Raw genomic sequence first — 22283 nt, 5'->3', positions numbered from 1 at the left:
GCTTTTTTAAATTGGTTGATTAATTACGTCTATGTTTTCTTAATTGAATCGCTTCTTCTTTTGCTGAAATCACTTCTGAACGATCACGCCGCATGTGATGGTCTACAATAAAAGGATCTGTTGATGTTTCCTGATTATAATCATAGTCTGGATAGTTGGCCTTGATGATGCGTTCAAAGTCTGGAGTTATTGGTAATATAACAGATGAAAAAGGCTTTGCTGCATTCAATTTTGCAATCTGTTGCTCAATTAACAATTGATAATCATTTAAATTAAGGTATAACACATCTCTATCTTTAGCATTTTGTATTATTTCTTTAGATTTATTAAAAGACTTATAGGCGCCTTTTAAATTATTGCGGCGATAATGATAACAGGCAGTTGCAAACAAGATTAAACTAACGACTGCATCTTGCTTACTGTAGTTATTTTCAGCTTTCCATGCATCTTCTAAAATGTCATGACATAGGAAATAATGTTGCTTAGTATGAAATTGATAATAGAAATTTATCAGTGCCTGTTGCATTTTGTTATCACCCCAATTTAAAAGAAAGTTATTTTCATGCTATAATATTTTAGAGAATTATGCACATATGACGCAATACGAGGTAGATATTATGTATGAAGTTAAATTAGATGCTTTCAATGGACCATTAGATTTATTGTTGCATCTTATCCAAAAATTTGAAATAGATATTTATGATATTCCTATGCAAGCATTAACAGAGCAGTATATGCAGTACGTTCATGCAATGAAACAGCTTGAAATTAATATTGCAAGTGAATACCTAGTATTAGCGTCAGAACTCTTAATGATTAAAAGTAAGATGCTATTACCACAATCAACATCAGATATGGATGTTGATGATGACCCACGGGAAGATTTAGTTGGGCGTTTAATAGAATATCAAAATTATAAAGAATATACTGCTATTTTAAATGACATGAAAGAAGAAAGAGATTTTTATTTTACAAAAAGACCGACAGATTTATCTCATTTGGAAACAGATGAATCTTGGGATCCAAACCATACGATTGATTTAACTGAATTAATTGTAGCTTATCAAAGAGTTAAAAATAGAGTTGCATTAAACACACCTAAATCTGTTGAAATTCGGAAAGAGACATTTACCATTCAACAAGCTACAGAACAAGTGACATCGAGATTGAAAGATAAAGATCATTTTAACTTCTTTAGTCTGTTTACGTTTTCTGAGCCAATTGAACAAGTAGTCACTCACTTTTTAGCTATTTTAGAGATGTCAAAAGCAGGAATAATTAATATTGAGCAACAACGTAATTTTGAAGATATTAACATTATTAGAGGAGTGAACTACCATTTTGGATAATCATGGTATATTAGAGTCGCTTTTATTTACAGCTGGCGATGAAGGTTTAGATGAAAAACAACTATTAGAAATATTAGATATGTCGAAAAATCAACTCGTTGAATTAATTGAAAATTATTCATCACATGGATTAATGATACAACGATTTGGAACGACGTATGTTTTAACGACTAAAAAAGAAGCGGCAACGTATATTGAACAATTAATTGAACAAAAGTCACAAATGAAATTATCACAAGCAGCAATGGAAGTACTATCAATTATTGCTTATAACCAGCCATTATCAAGAAGTGATATTGAATTAATTCGTAGTATCAATTCAGATGGTGCAGTTAAGACATTGATTGCCAAAGGACTAGTTGAGGCTAAAGTGGTTAATGAACAGCGTAGCCAACAGTTAATTACTACTGATTTATTTTTAAATGTATTTGGTATTTCCAATATAGAAGATTTGCCGACAACTGAAGAAGACGATGAAGAAATGGATGCTTTTTTCAGTAATCTAGTCAATCAAAAAGGAGAAAATAATGACTAAAGAATTAGAACGATTACAAAAACGTATAGCTAATAGCGGTTATACTTCAAGACGTAAGGCAGAAACTTTAATTTCTGAAGGAAAAGTGAAAGTGAATGGTACGACTGTCACTGAATTAGGAACAAAAGTGAAGCCATCAGATACGATTGAAGTTGAAGGTATTAAAATAGAACTAGAAGACAAAATTTACATTTTATTCCATAAACCAACTCAAGTGATAACAAGTGTATCTGATGATAGAGGACGTACAGTGGTTACAGATTACTTTAAAGATATAGAAGCACGTATTTATCCTGTTGGTCGTTTAGACTATGATACTTCTGGATTGTTATTACTCACAAATGATGGTGAATTTACTAATTTAATGACACATCCAAGATATCAAATTAAGAAAAAATATGTTGCGAAATTAAAAGGTTATTTAATGAGAGAAGAAGTGAAAGCGCTAGAAAAAGGTATTGAATTAGAAGATGGTATGACGCAACCGGCTGAAGTGAAAGTTAAGAAACAAGATAAAGATAAAAACACAACATTGGTTGAAATTACAATTACAGAAGGTCGTAATCGCCAAGTCAGAAGAATGTTCGAACATTTTGGTCATCAAGTGACGAAACTGTCTCGTATTGAATATGGGCCTTTAAATGTTGTCGGTTTGAATGCTGGTGAAGGACGTGTATTGACGCCTCATGAAGTAAAAGTGATGCGTCATTTAGCAGAACATGGGAAATAATTAAATAAAATATGTATTTATCACAAAGTTTGAGAATTTTTTCACAAAATTTTAGGTTTTTAATAACTGTATGCGCTTTCCTGTGATATAATACTTTTGTAAAGAAAAGCATGTGTGGGAGGTATGACCTGTATGTCGAACGAAATACTTATCGTAGATGATGAGGATAGAATCAGAAGATTACTTAAAATGTATTTAGAAAGAGAATCTTTTGAAATCCATGAAGCAAGTAATGGCCAAGAGGCTTATGAACTTGCAATGGAGAATAATTATGCTTGCATACTACTAGATTTAATGTTGCCTGAAATGGATGGTATCCAGGTGGCAACTAAATTGCGTGAACATAAACAAACACCGATTATTATGTTGACTGCTAAAGGTGAAGAAACAAACCGTGTTGAAGGTTTTGAATCTGGTGCAGATGATTATATCGTCAAACCATTTTCACCAAGAGAAGTAGTCTTAAGAGTTAAAGCACTTCTAAGAAGAACGCAATCTACAACTGTAGAACAAAGCGAACCTCACGCACGTGATGTGATTGAATTTAAACATTTAGAAATAGATAATGATGCACATCGCGTACTTGCTGATAATCAAGAAGTTAATTTGACTCCTAAAGAGTACGAATTATTAATATATTTAGCTAAAACACCAAATAAAGTATTTGACCGTGAACAATTATTAAAAGAAGTTTGGCATTATGAATTCTATGGTGATTTAAGAACAGTTGATACTCATGTTAAACGACTTAGAGAAAAGTTAAATCGTGTGTCTAGCGAAGCTGCGCATATGATTCAAACAGTCTGGGGCGTTGGGTATAAATTTGAGGTTAAATCTAATGATGAGCCGGCTAAATAGTGTCGTAATTAAACTGTGGTTAACTATTATTTTAATAGTGACGACAGTTTTAATTTTATTAAGTATTGCTTTAATTACCTTTATGCAATACTATTTCACACAAGAAACCGAAAATGCCATAAGAGAAGATGCTAGACGTATAAGTTCACTGGTCGAACAATCACATAATAAAGAAGAAGCAATAAAATATAGTCAAACATTAATTGAAAATCCTGGTGGGTTGATGATTATAAATAATAAACATCGTCAATCAACGGCTTCACTTTCTAATATTAAAAAGCAAATGTTGAATGAAGTAGTCAACAACGACCATTTTGACGATGTGTTTGATAAAGGTAAATCTGTTACTCGAAATGTAACGATTAAAGAAAAGGGCTCATCTCAAACATATATTTTGTTAGGCTATCCAACAAAAGCACAGAAGAATAGTCATAGCAAATATAGTGGAGTCTTTATATATAAAGACTTGAAATCAATCGAAGATACAAATAATGCTATTACGATTATCACCATAATTACGGCTGTTATTTTCTTAACAATTACAACAGTCTTTGCGTTTTTCTTATCGTCAAGAATTACAAAACCTTTAAGACGTTTAAGAGACCAAGCTACACGTGTATCTGAAGGGGATTACTCTTATAAACCTTCTGTCACAACGAAAGATGAAATTGGTCAATTATCGCAGGCATTTAATCAGATGAGTACAGAAATCGAAGAGCATGTCGACGCATTATCCACATCTAAAAATATTAGAGACAGCTTAATTAACTCTATGGTAGAAGGTGTCCTAGGTATTAATGAGAGTCGACAAATTATCTTATCTAATAAGATGGCGAATGATATTATGGACAATATTGATGAAGATGCTAAAGCTTTCTTATTAAGACAAATAGAAGATACTTTTAAATCAAAACAAACTGAAATGCGCGATTTAGAAATGAATGCACGATTCTTTGTTGTGACCACAAGCTATATCGACAAGATTGAACAGGGAGGTAAAAGTGGTGTTGTTGTGACAGTTCGTGATATGACTAATGAGCACAATCTAGATCAAATGAAGAAAGATTTCATTGCTAATGTATCACATGAATTACGTACACCGATATCATTACTTCAAGGTTATACTGAATCAATTGTAGATGGTATTGTTACAGAACCGGATGAAATAAAAGAATCGCTTGCCATTGTCCTTGATGAATCGAAACGTTTAAATCGTTTAGTTAATGAATTGTTAAATGTCGCACGCATGGATGCTGAAGGGTTATCCGTAAATAAAGAAGTTCAGCCTATTGCAGCGTTACTAGATAAGATGAAAATTAAGTATCGCCAACAAGCTGATGATTTAGGTCTAAATATGACTTTTAATTATTGTAAGAAGCGTGTTTGGAGTTATGATATGGATCGCATGGACCAAGTACTAACGAACTTAATTGATAATGCATCACGTTATACGAAACCTGGAGATGAAATTGCAATTACTTGTGATGAAAATGAAAGCGAAGATATTTTATACATTAAAGATACAGGTACAGGCATTGCACCAGAACATTTACAACAAGTATTTGATCGTTTTTATAAAGTTGATGCAGCGAGAACGCGAGGTAAACAAGGTACCGGTTTAGGTTTGTTCATTTGTAAAATGATTATCGAAGAGCATGGTGGTTCCATAGATGTTAAAAGCGAATTAGGGAAAGGCACAACATTTATTATTAAACTACCAAAACCAGAATAAAATTGAATATAGTTATTTCAGAACGCATGTTATTGATTAGAGACTCTAATTTATAGCATGCGTTTTTTGATTGATGTGGGGAATTTTGTATGTGGATTAGAACTTAGGGTTTTTGCGAATATCAACTATTAAATATATTACTAATTTATACAAAAATATAAAGTTTGATAAAGTTATTTATTTGATTATAAAAATAGGGTAAAATATAGATATATTGTATTAATTAAATTATTCGAGGTGTCATATGAAAAAATTCATTGGATCAGTTTTAGCTACGACATTAATTTTAGGGGGATGTTCCACGATGGAAAATGAATCAAAAAAAGACACAAAAACAGAAACAAAATCTGTACCAGAAGAAATGGAAGCTTCAAAATATGTAGGCCAAGGCTTCCAACCACTTGCAGAAAAAGATGCGATTGAATTTGCGAAGAAGCATAAAGATAAAATTGCCAAACGAGGCGAACAATTTTTTATGGATAACTTCGGTTTAAAAGTTAAAGCTACCAATGTTGTAGGTAGTGGCGACGGTGTAGAAGTATTCGTGCATTGTGATGACCACGACATCGTATTTAATGCGAGTATTCCATTCGACAAATCAATTATTGACAGTGATAGCTCATTAAGAAGTGAGGACAAAGGTGATGATATGAGTATGATGGTGGGTACAGTACTAAGTGGCTTTGAATATCGAGCGCAAAAAGAAAAGTATGATAACTTATATAAATTTTTCAAAGATAATGAAGAGAAATACCAATATACAGGCTTTACAAAAGAAGCAATAAACAAGACGCAAAATGTCGGATATAAAAATGAATATTTTTATATCACCTACTCGTCAAGAAGCTTAAAAGAATATCGTAAGTATTACGAACCATTGATTCATAAAAATGATAAAGAATTTAAAGAAGGAATGGAACAAGCCAGAAAAGAAGTGAATTACGCTGCTAATACAGATACAGTAACAACATTGTTTAGTACAAAGAAAAATTTTACTAAAGATAATACAGTTGATGATGTAATTGAACTGAGTGATAAATTATATAATTTTAAAAATAAGCCAGAAAAATCTACAATTACAATTCAAATAGGAAAGCCTACTATTAATACTAAAAAAGCCTTTTATGATGATAATGATCCAATAGAATATGGAGTGTATCGTAAAGATGAATAAAATTAATGATAGAGATTTAACTGAGTTAAGTGGTTACTGGGTTTATCAAGATATAAATACAAATAAAGAAATTAAAGTTAATGGAAAACGATTTATGCAAGTAGATAGTTACAATGATGATAAAAATAGGAATTTGAATGGTGCTGCTGATATTAAAATATATGAGTTGTTAGATGATAAAAGTAAACCAACAGGCCAACAGACTATCGTCTATCAAGGAACTTCTAATGAGGCAATTAATCCTAAAAACCCACTTAGGTCTAAAAATATCGGTGATGATTGGATACAAAACATCAAATTAATGAATGATTCAAATATGTCCACACAATATTTGAATCAAGCGGATGAATTTTCAAATCAATATAAGAAAAAAATAGAAGATGCAAATAAATTATCAAAAAGTGAATTTCTTAGAAAATATAATACAAATCCTAAAAATTACAAGCACAAAAGCATTGTAGCTGACGGTGGTAATTCCGAAGGTGGCGCAGGAGCAAAATATCATGGGGCCAAACATCAAAATGAAAATATAGTTGCTTCTAATCCTGCTATGTTACCATATGCTTCATGGGAACAATATAAAAATTCAAAATTTAAAAATATGATTAGTTTTCATAGTACAAATGACTTACTATCATGGTTACAAGATCCATTTGCGAAAGAAATGCCAGGTAAAAGAATTAATATAAGAGATGGTGTTCCAACTTTAAATGGATTAATTGATAGTCATCTTGGTTTTAAAAGGGAATTCAATTCGAAAACTAATGAATATAAGGATATACCTGTTCATAAAATAGAATCGGTCAAGGATACAGAGATTAAAAATGGAAAAGAAGTGAAAAAGGTTATAAATATAAATCTAGACATGGATGGTAGAATTCCAATAAATGTTTGGACAGGGGATTCAATAGCGAGGTCAGGTAAAGGGGGAAATATTAAGTTAGATATTGAGAAATTAGGTGATTTATACCAACTTGTTACAGGGGAAACAAGCATTATGTTACAAGAATGTGTGACATTTTTAAATGAAAGTTTTAATATATCTCAGTCGGAAAATTCTTATTTTGGAGATAGAAAGCATAAGTTAAAACAAAAATTTAAGAATGTAATTGAAATTGATGTTTTAGAAAATATGAGTAGAGACATTACATCTAAAAAGAATGAGTTATTTGAAAGTATAGATTCTTTTATGGATAAAATTGGACCTATTGCAATTTTAGTTCCAGCTTTAAACTTGAAACCGTTAAAGTGGGGTATTAATAAGGTCGATAGTCAACTCCAGAGTGGAATAGAAAGAATTCACGACTCAATCGATAAAATATTAGTAAAAATGTTTAAAAATTTAGATCATGATTTACAAGATGGTGTGACGGAAGAAATGATGAAACATTTAAAAATCGTTAGCGAAAATATCGTTCTAATTAAAAATCAAAATGACATTTATGGTAATCAAATTGCTGATATAAAAAGTATCATGTCCTATCAAGATGCTACTATTATGGATGGAAACCTAAATATCAATTATAATGGTCAACATATGGTTTCGGGTAAAGTTAACCTTTCAAAATATTTATCAAGAAAAATGACTATTTTAAAAAATCATATTGATAATGCTGTTGAAGAATTATCTGATTATATTCAAAAAGTTTATAATGAAAATTTCAAAGAGTTAGTAAGAAATATAAATAACACAACAGAAATTATAAAAGGAATTATAGATGGTCTTAATTTATTAATTACAATGTTATACGAAAAAAGAATCATTGATGGTTTAAAAGAATCCTCTATTGATCGAAAACAATTTGAAAATTCAATAGAAGAATTAAAAATAAACCTAACAAAATGGACAGATTTTTTACATGATTTAAAGGCAGCATCGCCGATTTTAGAAAATCACTTAGATGATATAGTTAGAAATATGAAACCGTTAATTGTTAATCAGATTTTTGAACCATCTCATTATGATGATATGTTTATTTTAAACACTCAAGCTCATGCACGTCTTGATCAAATGGCACAACAGTTTGAAGTTGTTTGTAATGGTTTGAACGAAAATGAAGGGCAAGCTATTCAAACAATGGATCAATCTGCTTCGTTAATTCGTTCAAACTTAATTCAAGTTAAAGAACAATTAGAAAAACTAGCAGTATACTAATTAATTTATTAAAAGCTACTTGTTTTCATTGAGAATAAGTAGTTTTTTCAAACATAAAAGTTTTACAAACACATAAATGGGTGATGTGCTATGTTTAAAAGAACTAAACTAATCTTAATAGCAACGATACTACTATCAGGATGTTCAACTACCAATAACGAATCCAACAATGAAACAAAATCAGTACCAGAAGAAATGGAAGCTTCCAGATATGTAGGACAAGGCTTCCAACCACCTGCAGAAAAAGATGCGATTGAATTTGCGAAGAAGCATAAAGATAAAATTGCTAAACGAGGCGAACAATTTTTTATGGATAACTTTGGTCTAAAAGTTAAAGCTACCAATGTTGTAGGTAGTGGAAAAGGCGTAGAAGTATTCGTGCATTGTGATGACCACGATATCGTATTTAATGCAAGTATTCCATTTGACAAATCAATTATTGACAGTGATAGCTCAATAAAAAGTGAGGATAAAGGCGATGATATGAGTACTTTAGTTGGTACAGTGTTGAGTGGCTTTGAATATCGAGCACAAAAAGAAAAGTATGACAATTTATATAAATTTTTCAAAGATAATGAAGAGAAATATCAATATACAGGCTTTACTAAAGAAGCAATCAACAAGACACAAAATGTCGGATATAAAAATAAATATTTCTATATTACATACACGACTATAAGTTTAGATGAATATCGTAAGTATTATGAACCATTGATTCAAAAAAATGATAAAGAATTTAAAGAAGGAATGGAACGAGCAAGAAAAGAAGTAAATTACGCTGCTAATACAGATACAGTAACAACATTGTTTAGTACAAAGAAAAATTTTACTAAAGACAATACAGTTGATGATGTAATTGAACTGAGTGATAAACTATATAATTTTAAAAATAAGCCAGAAAAATCTACAATTACAATTCAAATAGGAAAGCCTACTATTAATACTAAAAAAGCCTTTTATGATGATAATGATCCAATAGAATATGGAGTTTATCGTAAAGATGAATAAATTTTTTTTAAAATGCTTTTTAATATTCTATATAAACACATAAATGGGTGATGAGATATGTTTAAAAAGGCGAAATTAATCTTAACAGCAACGCTACTGTTATCAGGATGTTCCGCGATGAATAATGAATCAAAAAAAGACACAAATACAGAAACAAATACAGAAATAAAATCAGTACCAGAAGAAATGGAAGCTTCAAAATATGTAGGCCAAGGTTTCCAACCACCTGCAGAAAAAGATGCGATTGAATTTGCGAAGAAGCATCGTAAAGAATTTGAAAAAGTAGGTGAACAATTCTTTAAAGATAACTTTGGACTAAAAGTTAAAGCTACAAATGTTGTAGGTAAAGATGATGGTGTAGAAGTTTATGTGCATTGCGAAGATCATGGCATTGTATTTAATGCAAGTTTACCTTTGTACAAAGATGCCATCCATCAAAAAGGATCAATGCGTAGTAATGACAACGCTGATGATATGAGTATGATGGTAGGTACAGTACTCAGTGGCTTTGAATATCGAGCGCAAAAAGAAAAGTATGATAACTTATATAAATTCTTTAAAGAAAATGAAGAGAAATATCAATATACAGGATTTACAAACGAGGCAATTAACAAGACACAAAACGTCGGGTATCAAAATGAATACTTTTATATTACATATTTATCAAGAAACTTAAAAGAATATCGTAAATATTATGAACCATTGATTCATAAAAATGATAAAGAATTTAAAGAAGGTATGCAACGAGCCAGAAAAGAGCTAAATTATACTGCAAATACTGATGCTGTTTCTACACTTTTTTCTACTAAGAAAAACTTTACTAAAGACAATACAGTAGATGATGTGATTGAATTGAGTAATAAATTAAAGGATAAACCCAATATGCCTCAAAAATCTCAAGTTACTATTCAATTAGGAAAACCAAGTATAAATACTAAAAAGCCGTTTTATGACGATATAAATCCAATTGAAGGGTGAGTGAATATAAAGTGAATAAAATAAATGATAGAGACATAGCAGAATTGAGCAGTTATTGGGTTTATCAAGATATAAATGAAAAAAGTTTTTAAAGTAAATGGAAAACGGTTCAAACAAATAGATTATTATAATGATAAAAATAACGATAATATGAAAGATGCAGTTGATATAAAAACCTACGAGCTACTAAATGATCAGGGGGAACCAACTGGTCAACAGACGATAATTTATCAAGGAACATCTAAAGAGGCAATTAATCCAGATAATCCATTAAAATCATTGGGTATTGGAGATGATTGGCTGCAAAATGCTAAATTAATGAATAATTAAATTAAAATCAGAGATTGTTTAACGCAAGTAGATGTATTTGAAGATTTATATAGAAATAAACTAAATGACGCAAATAAATTAAGAGAGTAAAACTATTTGCAAAATGAAATTTTTAAAAACTACTTGTTTTCATTGAGAATAAGTAGTTTTTTTAAACATAAAAGTTTTACAAACACATAAATGGGTGATGATATATGTTTAAAAAGGCGAAATTAATCTTAATAGCAACACTTCTGCTATCAGGATGTTCCGCGATGGAAAATGAATCAAAAAAAGACACAAAAACAGAAACAAAATCAGTACCAGAAGAAATGGAAGCTTCAAAATATGTAGGCCAAGGCTTCCAACCACCTGCAGAAAAAGATGCGATTGAATTTGCGAAGAAGCATAAAGATAAAATTGCTAAACGAGGCGAACAATTTTTTATGGATAACTTTGGTCTAAAAGTTAAAGCTACCAATGTTGTAGGTAGTGGAAAAGGCGTAGAAGTATTCGTGCATTGTGATGACCACGATATCGTATTTAATGCAAGTATTCCATTTGACAAATCAATTATTGACAGTGATAGCTCAATAAAAAGTGAGGATAAAGGCGATGATATGAGTACTTTAGTTGGTACAGTGTTGAGTGGCTTTGAATATCGAGCACAAAAAGAAAAGTATGACAATTTATATAAATTTTTCAAAGATAATGAAGAGAAATATCAATATACAGGATTTACAAAAGAGGCAATTAACAAGACACAAAATAGTGGCTATGAAAATGAATATTTTTATATTACGACTATACCGTATAATTTAACTGAGTATAGAGACTATTTTGAACCATTATTAAACAGAAGTAACAGTGAATTTTCAAAAGAAATGTCAAATGTTAAGAAGCAATTAAAAGATAAGTCAAAAGTTTCGTTAACTACTACTCTATTTAGTAAAAAGAAGAACTATACTAAAAAAAATAATAGTGAAAATGTAATAGAAATGGCAGAAGAAATAAAAAAAGAAAAAGATATTCCAAATGAGATAGATCTTAGTATACAATTTTCAGATAATAGAATAAATACTATTAAACCAAATTATAGCAGTAAAGATAATTCGGAATATGGAGTATTTGATAATGAATAAAATAAATGATAGAGATTTCACAGAGATTGGTGGATATTGGTTTTATCAAGATATAAATGATAAATGGGTGATGAGATATGTTTAAAAAGGCGAAATTAATCTTAATAGCAACACTTCTGCTATCAGGATGTTCCGCGATGGAAAATGAATCAAAAAAAGACACAAAAACAGAAACAAAATCAGTACCAGAAGAAATGGAAGCTTCAAAATATGTAGGCCAAGGCTTCCAACCACCTGCAGAAAAAGATGCGATTGAATTTGCGAAGAAGCATCGTAAAGAATTTGAAAAAGTAGGTGAACAATTCTTTAAAGACAACTTTGGACTGAAGGTAAAGGCTACCAATGTTGTAGGTAAAGATGATGGTGTAGAAGTTTATGTGCATTGTGATGATCATGGCATTGTATTTAATGCTAGTCTACCTTTGTACAAAGATGCCATCCATCAAAAAGGGTCAATGCGTAGTAATGACAACGGTGATAATATGAGTATGATGGTGGGTGCAGTGCTTAGTGGATTTGAATATCGAGCGCAAAAAGAAAAGTATGATAATTTATATGAATTTTTTAAAGATAATGAAAAGAAATATCAATATACAGGCTTTACTAAAGAAGCAATCAACAAGACGCAAAACGTCGGGTATCAAAATGAATACTTTTATATTACATATTTATCAAGAAATTTAAAAGAATATCGTAAATATTACGAACCATTGATTCATAAAAATGATAAAGAATTTAAAGAAGGTATGCAACAAGCTAGAAAAGAGCTAAACTATACTGCAAATAGTAATACTGTAGCAACGTTGTTTAGTACGAATGATAAAAAAAACAGAAAAGAAAAGATAAATAATGTAATAGATTTATCCGAGAAAATTGAAAGGACAAAAGATATGCCAATCAAAAATACTATAACTACTCAATTGGGAAATAAATTTATTGGCACAAAAAAAGCTCGTTTTGATGATAAGAAAGTAGTGTCGTTTGGAGCGTTTGAAGATGAATAAAATTAATGATGAAAATTTAACGGAGAATAGTGTATATTGAGTAGATCAAGAATAAAAAGATAATTCTACTATTGTTGTGAATGGAAATAAGTAGAAGATTTTAAGTATAACTTCTGGCGATTTAATTAATAATATAAATGGAAATACTGATATAAAGCTTTTTGACCTACTAGATTCTTATAATTTGCTTTCCATTTTATGACGATCTTGACCTAATTGTGTGGTAGGTTCAAAAAAGCCATCCCAACAACAGATAAAACCACAAACCAATCAAACCTATCCAAACAATGCTCGCAAATCACCAATGAAACACTTTCCAATTACGTAACCATGATCTATTTTAAGCATAGTTATTGAGGTTTTGTGATATATAGTATAAAATTAATGAGAATTAAATTTAATAATGTAAAATTCATCTTCGGGGTCGGGTGTAATTCCCAACCGGCAGTAAATAAAGCCTGCGACCTGCTAGTATGTATCATATTAGTGGCTGATCTAGTGAGATTCTAGAGCCGACAGTATAGTCTGGATGGGAGAAGATGGAGGTTTTTTGTTGTGCAATAATCCTCCTATTCTTACGAGATGAATGGAAGGAGAAAATTGAATATGCAACAAAATAAACGTCTTATCACAATAAGTATGTTGAGCGCGATTGCGTTTGTGTTAACTTTTATCAAGTTTCCTATACCATTTTTGCCACCATACTTAACTTTAGATTTTAGTGATGTACCGTCACTACTAGCTACATTTACGTTTGGACCAGTTGCCGGTATCGTAGTTGCACTGGTTAAAAATTTATTGAACTACTTATTTAGTATGGGCGATCCAGTTGGACCATTTGCTAACTTTTTAGCAGGCGCAAGTTTCTTATTAACTGCTTACGCCATCTATAAAAATAAACGTTCAACAAAATCTTTGATTACTGGATTAATCATTGCAACAATCGTTATGACTATCGTGTTGAGTATTTTGAACTATTTCGTTCTATTACCTTTGTACGGTATGATATTTAACTTAGCTGATATCGCAAATAATCTTAAAGTAATCATTGTTTCAGGAATTATACCATTCAATATTATTAAAGGTATCGTTATTTCTATTGTATTTATTTTACTATATAGAAGGCTTGCGAATTTCTTGAAAAGAATTTAATCAAATTAAAGCAAAATAATATACACATAATAATAAAAAGCAGGTGACTATCAATAAACGATAGCTTGCCTGCTTTTTCTATGGAACATTTGTCTAAAAAATCAATTATTCAAATTTTAAAGCGTCCCCATCAAATGATTCGTCTGCAATTTTAATAGAATCTGTAGGGCATCCATCAATTGCATCTTCCATATCTTCATATAATTCCTCAGGTACTTCTGCAGTACCTTGGTTATCGTCAAGGATTACGAAAGCAATACCTTCGTCGTCGTAATCATATATATCTGGCGCTGCTGCACCGCATGCACCACATGCAATACAAGTATCCATATCAACGATTGTATATTTTGCCAATGTCTTCGCCTCCTTTGATAAAAATGCTAAAATAGTAATGTGACTAAAATTTTAGACAGCATCATTTTTATTTTCAAATTATCCGTTTTACAGAGTGAGGGTTAAATTTGCAACACATTATAAAAACAGCATTACAACAAACATTTAACTATAAAACAAATAAAAGTATTTACAATATCTTAGTTGGTAAGAAATCTCACCAAACCTTTTTTGACGCTTGTAGTCAACAACAGTTGTCATTATATCACAGTTTACCACTATTAAAATATCCGTCTTTTGAGCTATTTTTAGAAAAAATCAATGAATTTAATGCTGAAATGGAAATCATGTTGCATCCTAGATATACATTTGAAAGCATGGGGCAAACATTTCAAGCAATTCAACTATTAGTGCAAACCATGTCTAATACCAAACAACATGTTTTTCATTTTGTACCAATCTCTCAAAATAATAAGATACAAGAAACTGTAAAGATTGTCTATAACTACATTAAAGAAAACCAATTACAAATTGATTTTGAAAATGAACTACATAACTTGTTTAAAGCAATAACTTTAAAAGGGCCATGTTACTTACATTATTATTTGCAAGGCTATGATGAACCAATGTATACGAGACAGCAAGTTAGTTTAATAGAAAAGCTATCTCAACAGCAATTGTTTGAATACGAAATGAATAATTTAGTGACAATGATGTTTGAATTAGAAAGTGGAGAATATACTATTTTATCAAAAATAATAATGAAACCTACATTATTAAATCAAACTTATATTACTTATACAAAATTGCTTGAACAATTCACGATGGAAGATATAGCGGCTCAACAACAAGTTAAAATCAATACTATCGAAGATCATGTACTTGAAATCTTAATCAAAGGTTACATGTCTAATTACGATGATTATGTTGAACTAGAAGATCAACTCCAGTTTTTGAATTTTTATCAACAGCATCGTGGCGAACGATTAAAATTTTACAAAGAACAATTTGACACGTTATCATATTTTCAATTAAAAGTATTAATCGTTGGATTTGAAAGAGGTGATCTGAATGTTGCATGATATTTTACGAAACAAATTTGGATTCGAGAGTTTTAAACCGGGACAACAGGAAATTATAGAAAGTATAATGTCTCAACAACACACTCTAGGTATACTTCCAACTGGAAGTGGAAAGAGTTTGTGTTATCAAATACCTACGTATTTATCAGGTAAGCCGACATTAATTATCTCACCGTTAATATCTTTAATGGATGACCAAGTTATGCAGTTGAAAATAAATGGAGAAAAACGTGTAACATGTATTCACTCTGGTATGGATGAAATTGAGAAAAAGCATAATATTAAATGTTTACGACATAGCCGCTTCATCTTTCTAAGTCCAGAATTTCTCCTGCAACCGTCAAATTTTAAATTAATATCTATGATAGACTTTGGCATGATTGTTCTAGATGAAGCACATTGCCTATCTGAATGGGGATATGATTTCAGACCACATTATGCTCTAATAGGAAAAGTAACAAAGCATTTTAAAGAAGCGGTTGTCTTAGCATTGACAGCAACTGCACCACCGCATTTACAAGATGATTTGACGGAAATGTTAGCGATTCAATTCAATGTTATTAAAACTACAATGAATCGCCCAAATATAAGCTTTAAGCATCTTAATTTTCATGATGATGAAGATAAAATTGAATGGTTGCTGCCGTTTCTACAACAGTCGGGACCAACGATTATTTATGTCTCATCGAAAAAGATGTGTCTGAATTTAGCGCAACTTATTTATGATTCAGGTTTTCTTACAGGTATTTATCATGGTGATATGAATTATCAAGAGCGACACACAGTTCAACAACAATTTTTAAATAATGATATTCCGATTATAGTCGCAACGAGTGCTTTTGGTATGGGAATTAATAAAAAAGATATTCGCACAATCATTCACTTTCATCTTTCAACAAGTCCTTCTAACTACATTCAAGAAATTGGCCGTGCGGGTCGCGATGGTGAACTAAGTCAGGCAATTAGTTTATTTCAACCGGACGATAAATATATTTTAGAAACGTTATTATTTGCAGATATGATAACAGAAGAAGATGTACAAAATTTCGAAATAGGAGAATTTTTAGCACCCGATAAACAAGACGTTTTGACAACGTTGCATTCATTCTATAGTATCGGCGCCTTGAAACAGATATTTAAGCAATCATTTAAACGAAAGCAATTAGGATTCTTTCGCATGATTGGCTATTGCAAATTGGATCAATGTAGACGGAAGTATTTATTAGAATTTTTCGGTGAATATCCACCGGCACAAGATCGATGTTGTGACAATGATTCTAATATAACTGATATCGTAATTTTAAATAAGAAGAAGGTAATTAGAAGTATTGGATTTGATGAAAAGTTGCAAAATTTATTTCTCAGATAGTATTACTTTACTAAAAGAAAATTGACAAGCTATAATTAGTGTATACACAATTGAAAAATGATTGAAATAATTTTGAAAAATATACATAAACATATGTCATGTGGGTATATTTTATGTAAAATCATTGTAATAGAATAGAAAGGAAGATGGCTATGTCTAATAATTTTAAAGATGACTTTGAAAAAAATCGTCAATCGATAGACACAAATTCACATCAAGACCATACGGAAGATGTTGAAAAAGACCAATCAGAATTAGAACATCAGGATACAATAGAGAATACGGAGCAACAGTTTCCGCCAAGAAATGCCCAAAGAAGAAAAAGACGCCGTGATTTAGCAACGAATCATAATAAACAAGTTCACAATGAATCACAAACATCTGAAGACAATGTTCAAAATGAGGCTGGCACAATAGATGATCGTCAAGTTGAATCATCACACAGTACTGAAAGTCAAGAACCTAGCCATCAAGACAGTACACCTCAACATGAAGAGGAATATTATAATAAGAATGCTTTTGCAATGGATAAATCACATCCAGAACCAATCGAAGACAATGATAAACACGATACTATTAAAAATGCAGAAAATAACACTGAGCATTCAACAGTTTCTGATAAGAGTGAAGCTGAACAATCTCACCAACCTAAACCATATTTTGCAACAGGTGCTAACCAAGCAAATACATCAAAAGATAAACATGATGATGTAACTGTTAAGCAAGACAAAGATGAATCTAAAGATCATCATAGTGGTAAAAAAGGCGCAGCAATTGGTGCTGGAACAGCGGGTGTTGCAGGTGCAGCTGGTGCAATGGGTGTTTCTAAAGCTAAGAAACATTCAAATGACGCTCAAAACAAAAGTAATTCTGGCAAGGCGAATAACTCGACTGAGGATAAAGCGTCTCAAGATAAGTCTAAAGATCATCATAATGGCAAAAAAGGTGCAGCGATCGGTGCTGGAACAGCAGGTTTGGCTGGAGGCGCAGCAAGTAAAAGTGCTTCTGCCGCTTCAAAACCACATGCCTCTAATAATGCAAGCCAAAACCATGATGAACATGACCATCATGACAGAGATAAAGAACGTAAAAAAGGTGGCATGGCCAAAGTATTGTTACCATTAATTGCAGCTGTACTAATTATCGGTGCATTAGCGATATTTGGAGGCATGGCATTAAACAATCATAATAATGGTACAAAAGAAAATAAAATCGCGAATACAAATAAAAATAATGCTGATGAAAGTAAAGACAAAGACACATCTAAAGACGCTTCTAAAGATAAATCAAAATCTACAGACAGTGATAAATCAAAAGATGATCAAGACAAAGCGACTAAAGATGAAACTGATAATGATCAAAACAACGCTAATCAAGCGAACAACCAAGCACAAAATAATCAAAATCAACAACAAGCTAATCAAAATCAACAACAGCAACAACAACGTCAAGGTGGTGGCCAAAGACATACAGTGAATGGTCAAGAAAACTTATACCGTATCGCAATTCAATACTACGGTTCAGGTTCACCGGAAAATGTTGAAAAAATTAGACGTGCCAATGGTTTAAGTGGTAACAATATTAGAAACGGTCAACAAATCGTTATTCCATAATATAACTATATAAATTGTAACTGAACTGCTATATACAAACGTGCATATTATAAGTATCTCTAAATATTTTGGAGAACTTAAATTGCGCTTATAAGTATGTAGCGGTTTTTTCATTTTTCAAAGTTTGTTATTTAACAAGGTCTTGTCTCGAATATTGGCATATCAATTAAACTTTTTAAATAGTCATCAAAAAGATAAAACACCACAATCAACAAATTTAACGAGGAAGAATAAAAAATAAATCAACATATTAAATTGTAGTGTTATTCAACTCCGTAGCTAACAATTCTCTATGCACATTAAACAAATTGTCAAAAATATATCATAAATCTTCAAGCACAGACTTAGCGCATCAATCACTGAACTGTTATAATAGTTTGGGATTAAAGGAGGCCGAAACAATGCAAAAAGTTGAAAGTATCATAATTGGTGGAGGGCCATGCGGATTAAGTGCGGCTATTGAACAAAAAAGAAAAGGTATTGATACCTTAATTATTGAAAAGGGTAATGTCGTTGAATCAATCTACAATTATCCTACTCACCAAACATTTTTCTCATCAAGTGATAAATTAAGTATTGGGGACGTACCGTTTATCGTTGAAGAAAGTAAACCAAGACGTAATCAAGCGCTAGTTTATTACCGAGAAGTTGTAAAACATCATCAATTAAAAGTAAATGCATTTGAAGAAGTATTAACTGTTAAAAAAATGAATAATAAATTTACTATTACTACGACGAAAGATGTTTATGAATGTCGATTTTTAACAATCGCGACAGGCTATTATGGTCAGCATAATACATTAGAAGTTGAAGGTGCGGATTTACCTAAAGTGTTCCATTATTTTAAAGAGGCACATCCGTATTTTGATCAAGATGTTGTAATTATCGGTGGTAAGAATTCGGCTATCGATGCTGCTTTGGAGTTGGAAAAAGCTGGTGCTAACGTGACGGTTCTATATCGTGGTGGAGATTATTCGCCTTCAATTAAACCGTGGATACTTCCAAATTTCACAGCATTAGTAAATCATGAAAAAATTGACATGGAATTTAATGCTAATGTTACCCAAATAACTGAAGATACTGTGACTTATGAAGTAAATGGTGAAAGTAAAACAATACACAATGATTATGTATTTGCGATGATTGGTTATCATCCCGATTATGAATTTTTAAAATCTGTAGGCATTCAAATTAATACAAATGAATTTGGAACAGCGCCTATGTATAATAAAGAAACATACGAAACAAATATCGAAAATTGCTATATTGCAGGTGTAATTGCTGCAGGGAACGATGCGAATACCATTTTTATTGAAAATGGTAAATTCCACGGTGGCATTATTGCTCAAAGCATGCTAGCTAAGAAACAAACGCCCTTAGAATCATAAAAATAAAGGTCTATGTACTAAATATCTTAGTTTTACAACGACTGACATTCATGATATGTCAAATGAGGTTGATGACTAATTATTGTACATAGACCTTTTTATGTTAAGTAATCATTATAATTCAAAATATGATTTGATTTCAGCTTTATCTAAATTGTTGCTTAACGCGACTAATAATTTTAATCTTGCTTTTGGACCATTCAAACCGTTAGAAAAAATAAAACCTTGTTGTGCGAGTTGGTAACCACCACCATCGTATGCGTAAGTTGGACTCACAATACCATTAAAGGAACGTGAAACTAGCACAATAGGTATATTTAAAGATACTAATTGTTGAATGCCTTCTAATGCGCTTGGAGGTATGTTGCCTTGTCCTAACGCTTCAATAACCATACCATCGATACCTTCACGACTATAAAAACTAAAAATGTCACCTGGCATACCCATATATGCTTTTACTAATGGTACATTTAGTTTCTCATTGACAGTTTCCAATGCTTGTTGGCGATATGGCATATGATGGAATTGCACACGATCCTTTGTCAATACACCTAGCGGACCATGATTTGGACTTTGAAATGTGTTTGTATTAGACGTATGTGTTTTGGTAACATTACGGGCCGTATGTATTTCATCATTAAATACAACCATCACGCCTTTATGACGGGCCTTTTCATCAGAGGCAACGCGAATAGCGGAAATATAATTATATAATCCGTCAGAACCAATTTCATTAGACGAGCGCATTGCGCCAGTAATAACAACAGGTTGCTCGATACCTAATATTAAATCAAGTAAAAAGGCAGTTTCTTCTAACGTATCGGTACCATGCGTGATAACGAAACCATCATAATATTTATTTGTTACTGCTTCTAAAATAATATCCTTTAATTGTTTAACATGTTGGATTGTCATATGAGGTGATGGTACATTAAAAGGATTTAATTCATCTATTTGTGCATATTGATTTATGACATCTTGATGCATTGAAATAGGGTTGATATCATTTGTTACTACTTTATTAGATTGGTCTTGTGACATACTAATGGTGCCACCAGTATGAATAACAAGTAGATGTTTCATATATTTCCTCCTATATTTCGTTTACCTAATTATGATAAAATATTATTCATAAAACGACAAGGAAGGGAAATGACGCATGAAAGCCATTAATATTGCATTAGATGGTCCAGCTGCTGCCGGAAAAAGTACAATTGCAAAACGTGTAGCCAGCGAACTATCAATGATTTATGTTGATACAGGAGCAATGTATCGTGCATTAACATACAAATATTTAAAATTAAACAAAACTGAGGACTTTGCAAAACTAGTTGACCAAACAACATTAGATTTAACTTATAAAGCAGATAAAGGTCAATGTGTCATTTTAGATAACGAAGATGTAACAGACTTTTTAAGAAATAATGATGTGACGCAACATGTTTCATACGTTGCATCTAAAGAGCCAGTACGTTCATTCGCCGTTAAAAAACAAAAAGAGTTAGCTGCAGAAAAAGGTATCGTAATGGATGGTCGCGATATCGGAACTGTAGTGCTACCAGATGCAGATTTAAAAGTATATATGATTGCATCAGTTGAAGAGCGAGCAGAAAGAAGATATAAAGATAATCAATTAAGAGGTATCGAATCAAATTTTGAAGATTTAAAACGTGATATTGAAGCTCGTGATCAATATGACATGAACCGTGAAATATCACCATTAAGAAAAGCAGATGATGCAGTGACATTAGATACGACAGGCAAGTCGATTGAAGAAGTTACTGACGAAATTTTAGCGATGGTGAGTCAAATTAAATAATCTAATAAGTCATAACTATCTATTTGTAATGTGCAACGCTTAACGCATATACAAAATGAATGTGCTGATAATGATTTACTCAAATTAAAAGGTGATTTTTATTCAATGATGAATGAAAGTTGCCTTTTTATTTTTGGTAAAAGTTAATGCGTCAGTGAATTGTGTAAGTTTTTCAAAAAGTAAAAAGAAATAATAAAGGTGAATTATTAGAATTCCAAAAATAATTCATTACATTCATAAAGCATTTTACAAATGGTAAGAAAATGAGTGTTACAAATCTAAATATTGCAAAAGAAGCTGATTTAGTCACAAAAAATGTCCTATGTAATAATTCGAGAAAGATGCACTATATACGGTCTTCTTACTATTCAAATGTAAAAGTTGCTTATTTGCGTGGCTTTTTGTTTTATAAAAGTATAAAATTTTACTATAATATATCTTGTAGAGAACAATGAAATGACAGACTTATAAAACAAAATAGTAAGCTATGCTAATTTTTATACAAAAAATATGTATAAACATAGCAAACTGTATTACTTTGATACAAAAATGG

At 31.3% G+C, this 22283-nt stretch carries 23 protein-coding genes, 1 pseudogene and 1 riboswitch; of the genes and pseudogenes, 21 read left to right on the top strand and 3 right to left on the bottom strand.

Features of this window, described 5'->3' with window-relative positions; genetic code table 11:
- Positions 1 to 19: 19 nt before the first annotated feature.
- Positions 20 to 526 carry a DUF309 domain-containing protein gene (locus tag KI230_RS07480; RefSeq protein ID WP_001183438.1) on the bottom strand — a complete coding sequence of 169 codons (507 nt, stop codon included), beginning with the start codon at positions 524 to 526 and terminating at the stop codon, positions 20 to 22.
- Between the two features lie 91 nt (positions 527 to 617).
- On the opposite strand from KI230_RS07480, the gene KI230_RS07475 reads away from it, so the two are divergent.
- From KI230_RS07475 to KI230_RS07415, 13 genes and pseudogenes are all read left to right on the top strand, one after another.
- Positions 618 to 1349, top strand: a complete 732-nt coding sequence (locus KI230_RS07475; RefSeq protein WP_000273369.1) for a segregation and condensation protein A — start codon at positions 618 to 620, stop codon at positions 1347 to 1349.
- On the top strand, positions 1342 to 1884 hold the full coding sequence (gene scpB, locus KI230_RS07470; protein ID WP_000368657.1) for an SMC-Scp complex subunit ScpB: 543 nt from the start codon (positions 1342 to 1344) through the stop codon (positions 1882 to 1884). Before KI230_RS07475 ends, scpB begins: the two co-directional genes overlap by 8 nt.
- Positions 1877 to 2614, top strand: coding sequence for a pseudouridine synthase (locus tag KI230_RS07465; protein ID WP_000159577.1), 738 nt, complete (start codon positions 1877 to 1879; stop codon positions 2612 to 2614). The genes scpB and KI230_RS07465 overlap by 8 nt, the downstream gene beginning before the upstream one ends.
- 132 nt (positions 2615 to 2746) lie before the next feature.
- On the top strand, positions 2747 to 3472 hold the full coding sequence (gene srrA / locus KI230_RS07460) for a two-component system response regulator SrrA (RefSeq protein WP_000064078.1): 726 nt from the start codon (positions 2747 to 2749) through the stop codon (positions 3470 to 3472).
- Entirely contained in the window at positions 3453 to 5204 is a 1752-nt protein-coding gene (gene srrB, locus KI230_RS07455; protein WP_000987769.1) for a two-component system sensor histidine kinase SrrB, read from the top strand. Before srrA ends, srrB begins: the two co-directional genes overlap by 20 nt.
- Positions 5205 to 5448: 244 nt before the next feature.
- Complete coding sequence (locus tag KI230_RS07450; RefSeq protein WP_001622322.1) at positions 5449 to 6378, top strand: DUF1672 domain-containing protein; 930 nt, start codon at positions 5449 to 5451, stop codon at positions 6376 to 6378.
- Entirely contained in the window at positions 6371 to 8533 is a 2163-nt protein-coding gene (locus KI230_RS07445) for a hypothetical protein (protein ID WP_045177160.1), read from the top strand. The genes KI230_RS07450 and KI230_RS07445 overlap by 8 nt, the downstream gene beginning before the upstream one ends.
- Positions 8534 to 8623: 90 nt before the next feature.
- The gene (locus KI230_RS07440) at positions 8624 to 9541 is read left to right on the top strand and encodes a DUF1672 domain-containing protein (RefSeq protein WP_214958245.1); all 918 of its coding nucleotides are present in this window, start codon (positions 8624 to 8626) and stop codon (positions 9539 to 9541) included.
- A gap of 57 nt (positions 9542 to 9598) precedes the next feature.
- Positions 9599 to 10519: a DUF1672 domain-containing protein gene (locus tag KI230_RS07435; protein WP_045177162.1), complete on the top strand. Its 921-nt coding sequence runs from the start codon at positions 9599 to 9601 to the stop codon at positions 10517 to 10519.
- A gap of 11 nt (positions 10520 to 10530) precedes the next feature.
- A pseudogene (locus KI230_RS07430) lies at positions 10531 to 10930 on the top strand (hypothetical protein); the annotation flags it as partial.
- A gap of 113 nt (positions 10931 to 11043) precedes the next feature.
- Positions 11044 to 11970: a DUF1672 domain-containing protein gene (locus KI230_RS07425; protein ID WP_072384888.1), complete on the top strand. Its 927-nt coding sequence runs from the start codon at positions 11044 to 11046 to the stop codon at positions 11968 to 11970.
- Positions 11971 to 12047: 77 nt separating this feature from the next.
- Positions 12048 to 12974: a DUF1672 domain-containing protein gene (locus KI230_RS07420; protein ID WP_025174270.1), complete on the top strand. Its 927-nt coding sequence runs from the start codon at positions 12048 to 12050 to the stop codon at positions 12972 to 12974.
- Positions 12975 to 13384: 410 nt separating this feature from the next.
- Positions 13385 to 13519: riboswitch (FMN riboswitch) on the top strand.
- A 61-nt stretch (positions 13520 to 13580) separates the two neighbouring features.
- Positions 13581 to 14126, top strand: coding sequence for an ECF transporter S component (locus KI230_RS07415; protein ID WP_001186912.1), 546 nt, complete (start codon positions 13581 to 13583; stop codon positions 14124 to 14126).
- Positions 14127 to 14231: 105 nt separating this feature from the next.
- Here KI230_RS07415 and KI230_RS07410 read toward each other — a convergent pair whose 3' ends face one another.
- Entirely contained in the window at positions 14232 to 14480 is a 249-nt protein-coding gene (locus KI230_RS07410) for a ferredoxin (protein WP_001151997.1), read from the bottom strand.
- A 107-nt stretch (positions 14481 to 14587) separates the two neighbouring features.
- Here KI230_RS07410 and KI230_RS07405 point away from each other — a divergent pair, with 107 nt between their 5' ends.
- The 5 genes from KI230_RS07405 to ypdA all read left to right on the top strand — a co-directional run bounded on the left by KI230_RS07405 (position 14588) and on the right by ypdA (position 19911).
- Positions 14588 to 15541, top strand: a complete 954-nt coding sequence (locus tag KI230_RS07405) for a YpbB family protein (protein ID WP_001163801.1) — start codon at positions 14588 to 14590, stop codon at positions 15539 to 15541.
- Positions 15531 to 16910, top strand: a complete 1380-nt coding sequence (locus KI230_RS07400; protein ID WP_000902121.1) for a RecQ family ATP-dependent DNA helicase — start codon at positions 15531 to 15533, stop codon at positions 16908 to 16910. Before KI230_RS07405 ends, KI230_RS07400 begins: the two co-directional genes overlap by 11 nt.
- 152 nt (positions 16911 to 17062) lie before the next feature.
- Positions 17063 to 18523, top strand: coding sequence for an elastin-binding protein EbpS (ebpS, locus tag KI230_RS07395; RefSeq protein ID WP_045177167.1), 1461 nt, complete (start codon positions 17063 to 17065; stop codon positions 18521 to 18523).
- 124 nt (positions 18524 to 18647) lie between these two features.
- A complete protein-coding gene (locus KI230_RS07390) occupies positions 18648 to 18764 on the top strand; it encodes a hypothetical protein (protein WP_031864479.1) in 117 nt (38 codons plus the stop codon).
- A 160-nt stretch (positions 18765 to 18924) separates the two neighbouring features.
- Complete coding sequence (ypdA, locus tag KI230_RS07385; protein WP_001174260.1) at positions 18925 to 19911, top strand: bacillithiol disulfide reductase YpdA; 987 nt, start codon at positions 18925 to 18927, stop codon at positions 19909 to 19911.
- Between the two features lie 114 nt (positions 19912 to 20025).
- Here the strand turns inward: ypdA and KI230_RS07380 are convergent, their stop codons facing one another.
- Positions 20026 to 20994 (bottom strand): asparaginase, encoded by a 969-nt coding sequence (locus KI230_RS07380; protein WP_045177170.1) that lies wholly within the window; start codon positions 20992 to 20994, stop codon positions 20026 to 20028.
- 76 nt (positions 20995 to 21070) lie between these two features.
- Here KI230_RS07380 and cmk point away from each other — a divergent pair, with 76 nt between their 5' ends.
- The 3 genes from cmk to KI230_RS07365 all read left to right on the top strand — a co-directional run bounded on the left by cmk (position 21071) and on the right by KI230_RS07365 (position 22185).
- Complete coding sequence (gene cmk, locus KI230_RS07375) at positions 21071 to 21730, top strand: (d)CMP kinase (RefSeq protein WP_000644391.1); 660 nt, start codon at positions 21071 to 21073, stop codon at positions 21728 to 21730.
- 30 nt (positions 21731 to 21760) lie between these two features.
- Positions 21761 to 21877, top strand: a complete 117-nt coding sequence (locus tag KI230_RS07370; RefSeq protein ID WP_001789945.1) for a hypothetical protein — start codon at positions 21761 to 21763, stop codon at positions 21875 to 21877.
- A gap of 116 nt (positions 21878 to 21993) precedes the next feature.
- Complete coding sequence (locus tag KI230_RS07365; protein ID WP_001789944.1) at positions 21994 to 22185, top strand: hypothetical protein; 192 nt, start codon at positions 21994 to 21996, stop codon at positions 22183 to 22185.
- The last annotated feature ends 98 nt before the right edge of the window (positions 22186 to 22283 follow it).

The sequence above is a fragment of the Staphylococcus sp. MZ3 genome, from assembly GCF_018622755.1.
Lineage (GTDB): Bacteria > Bacillota > Bacilli > Staphylococcales > Staphylococcaceae > Staphylococcus > Staphylococcus aureus.
This window is presented reverse-complemented; position numbering and strand designations above follow the sequence as displayed.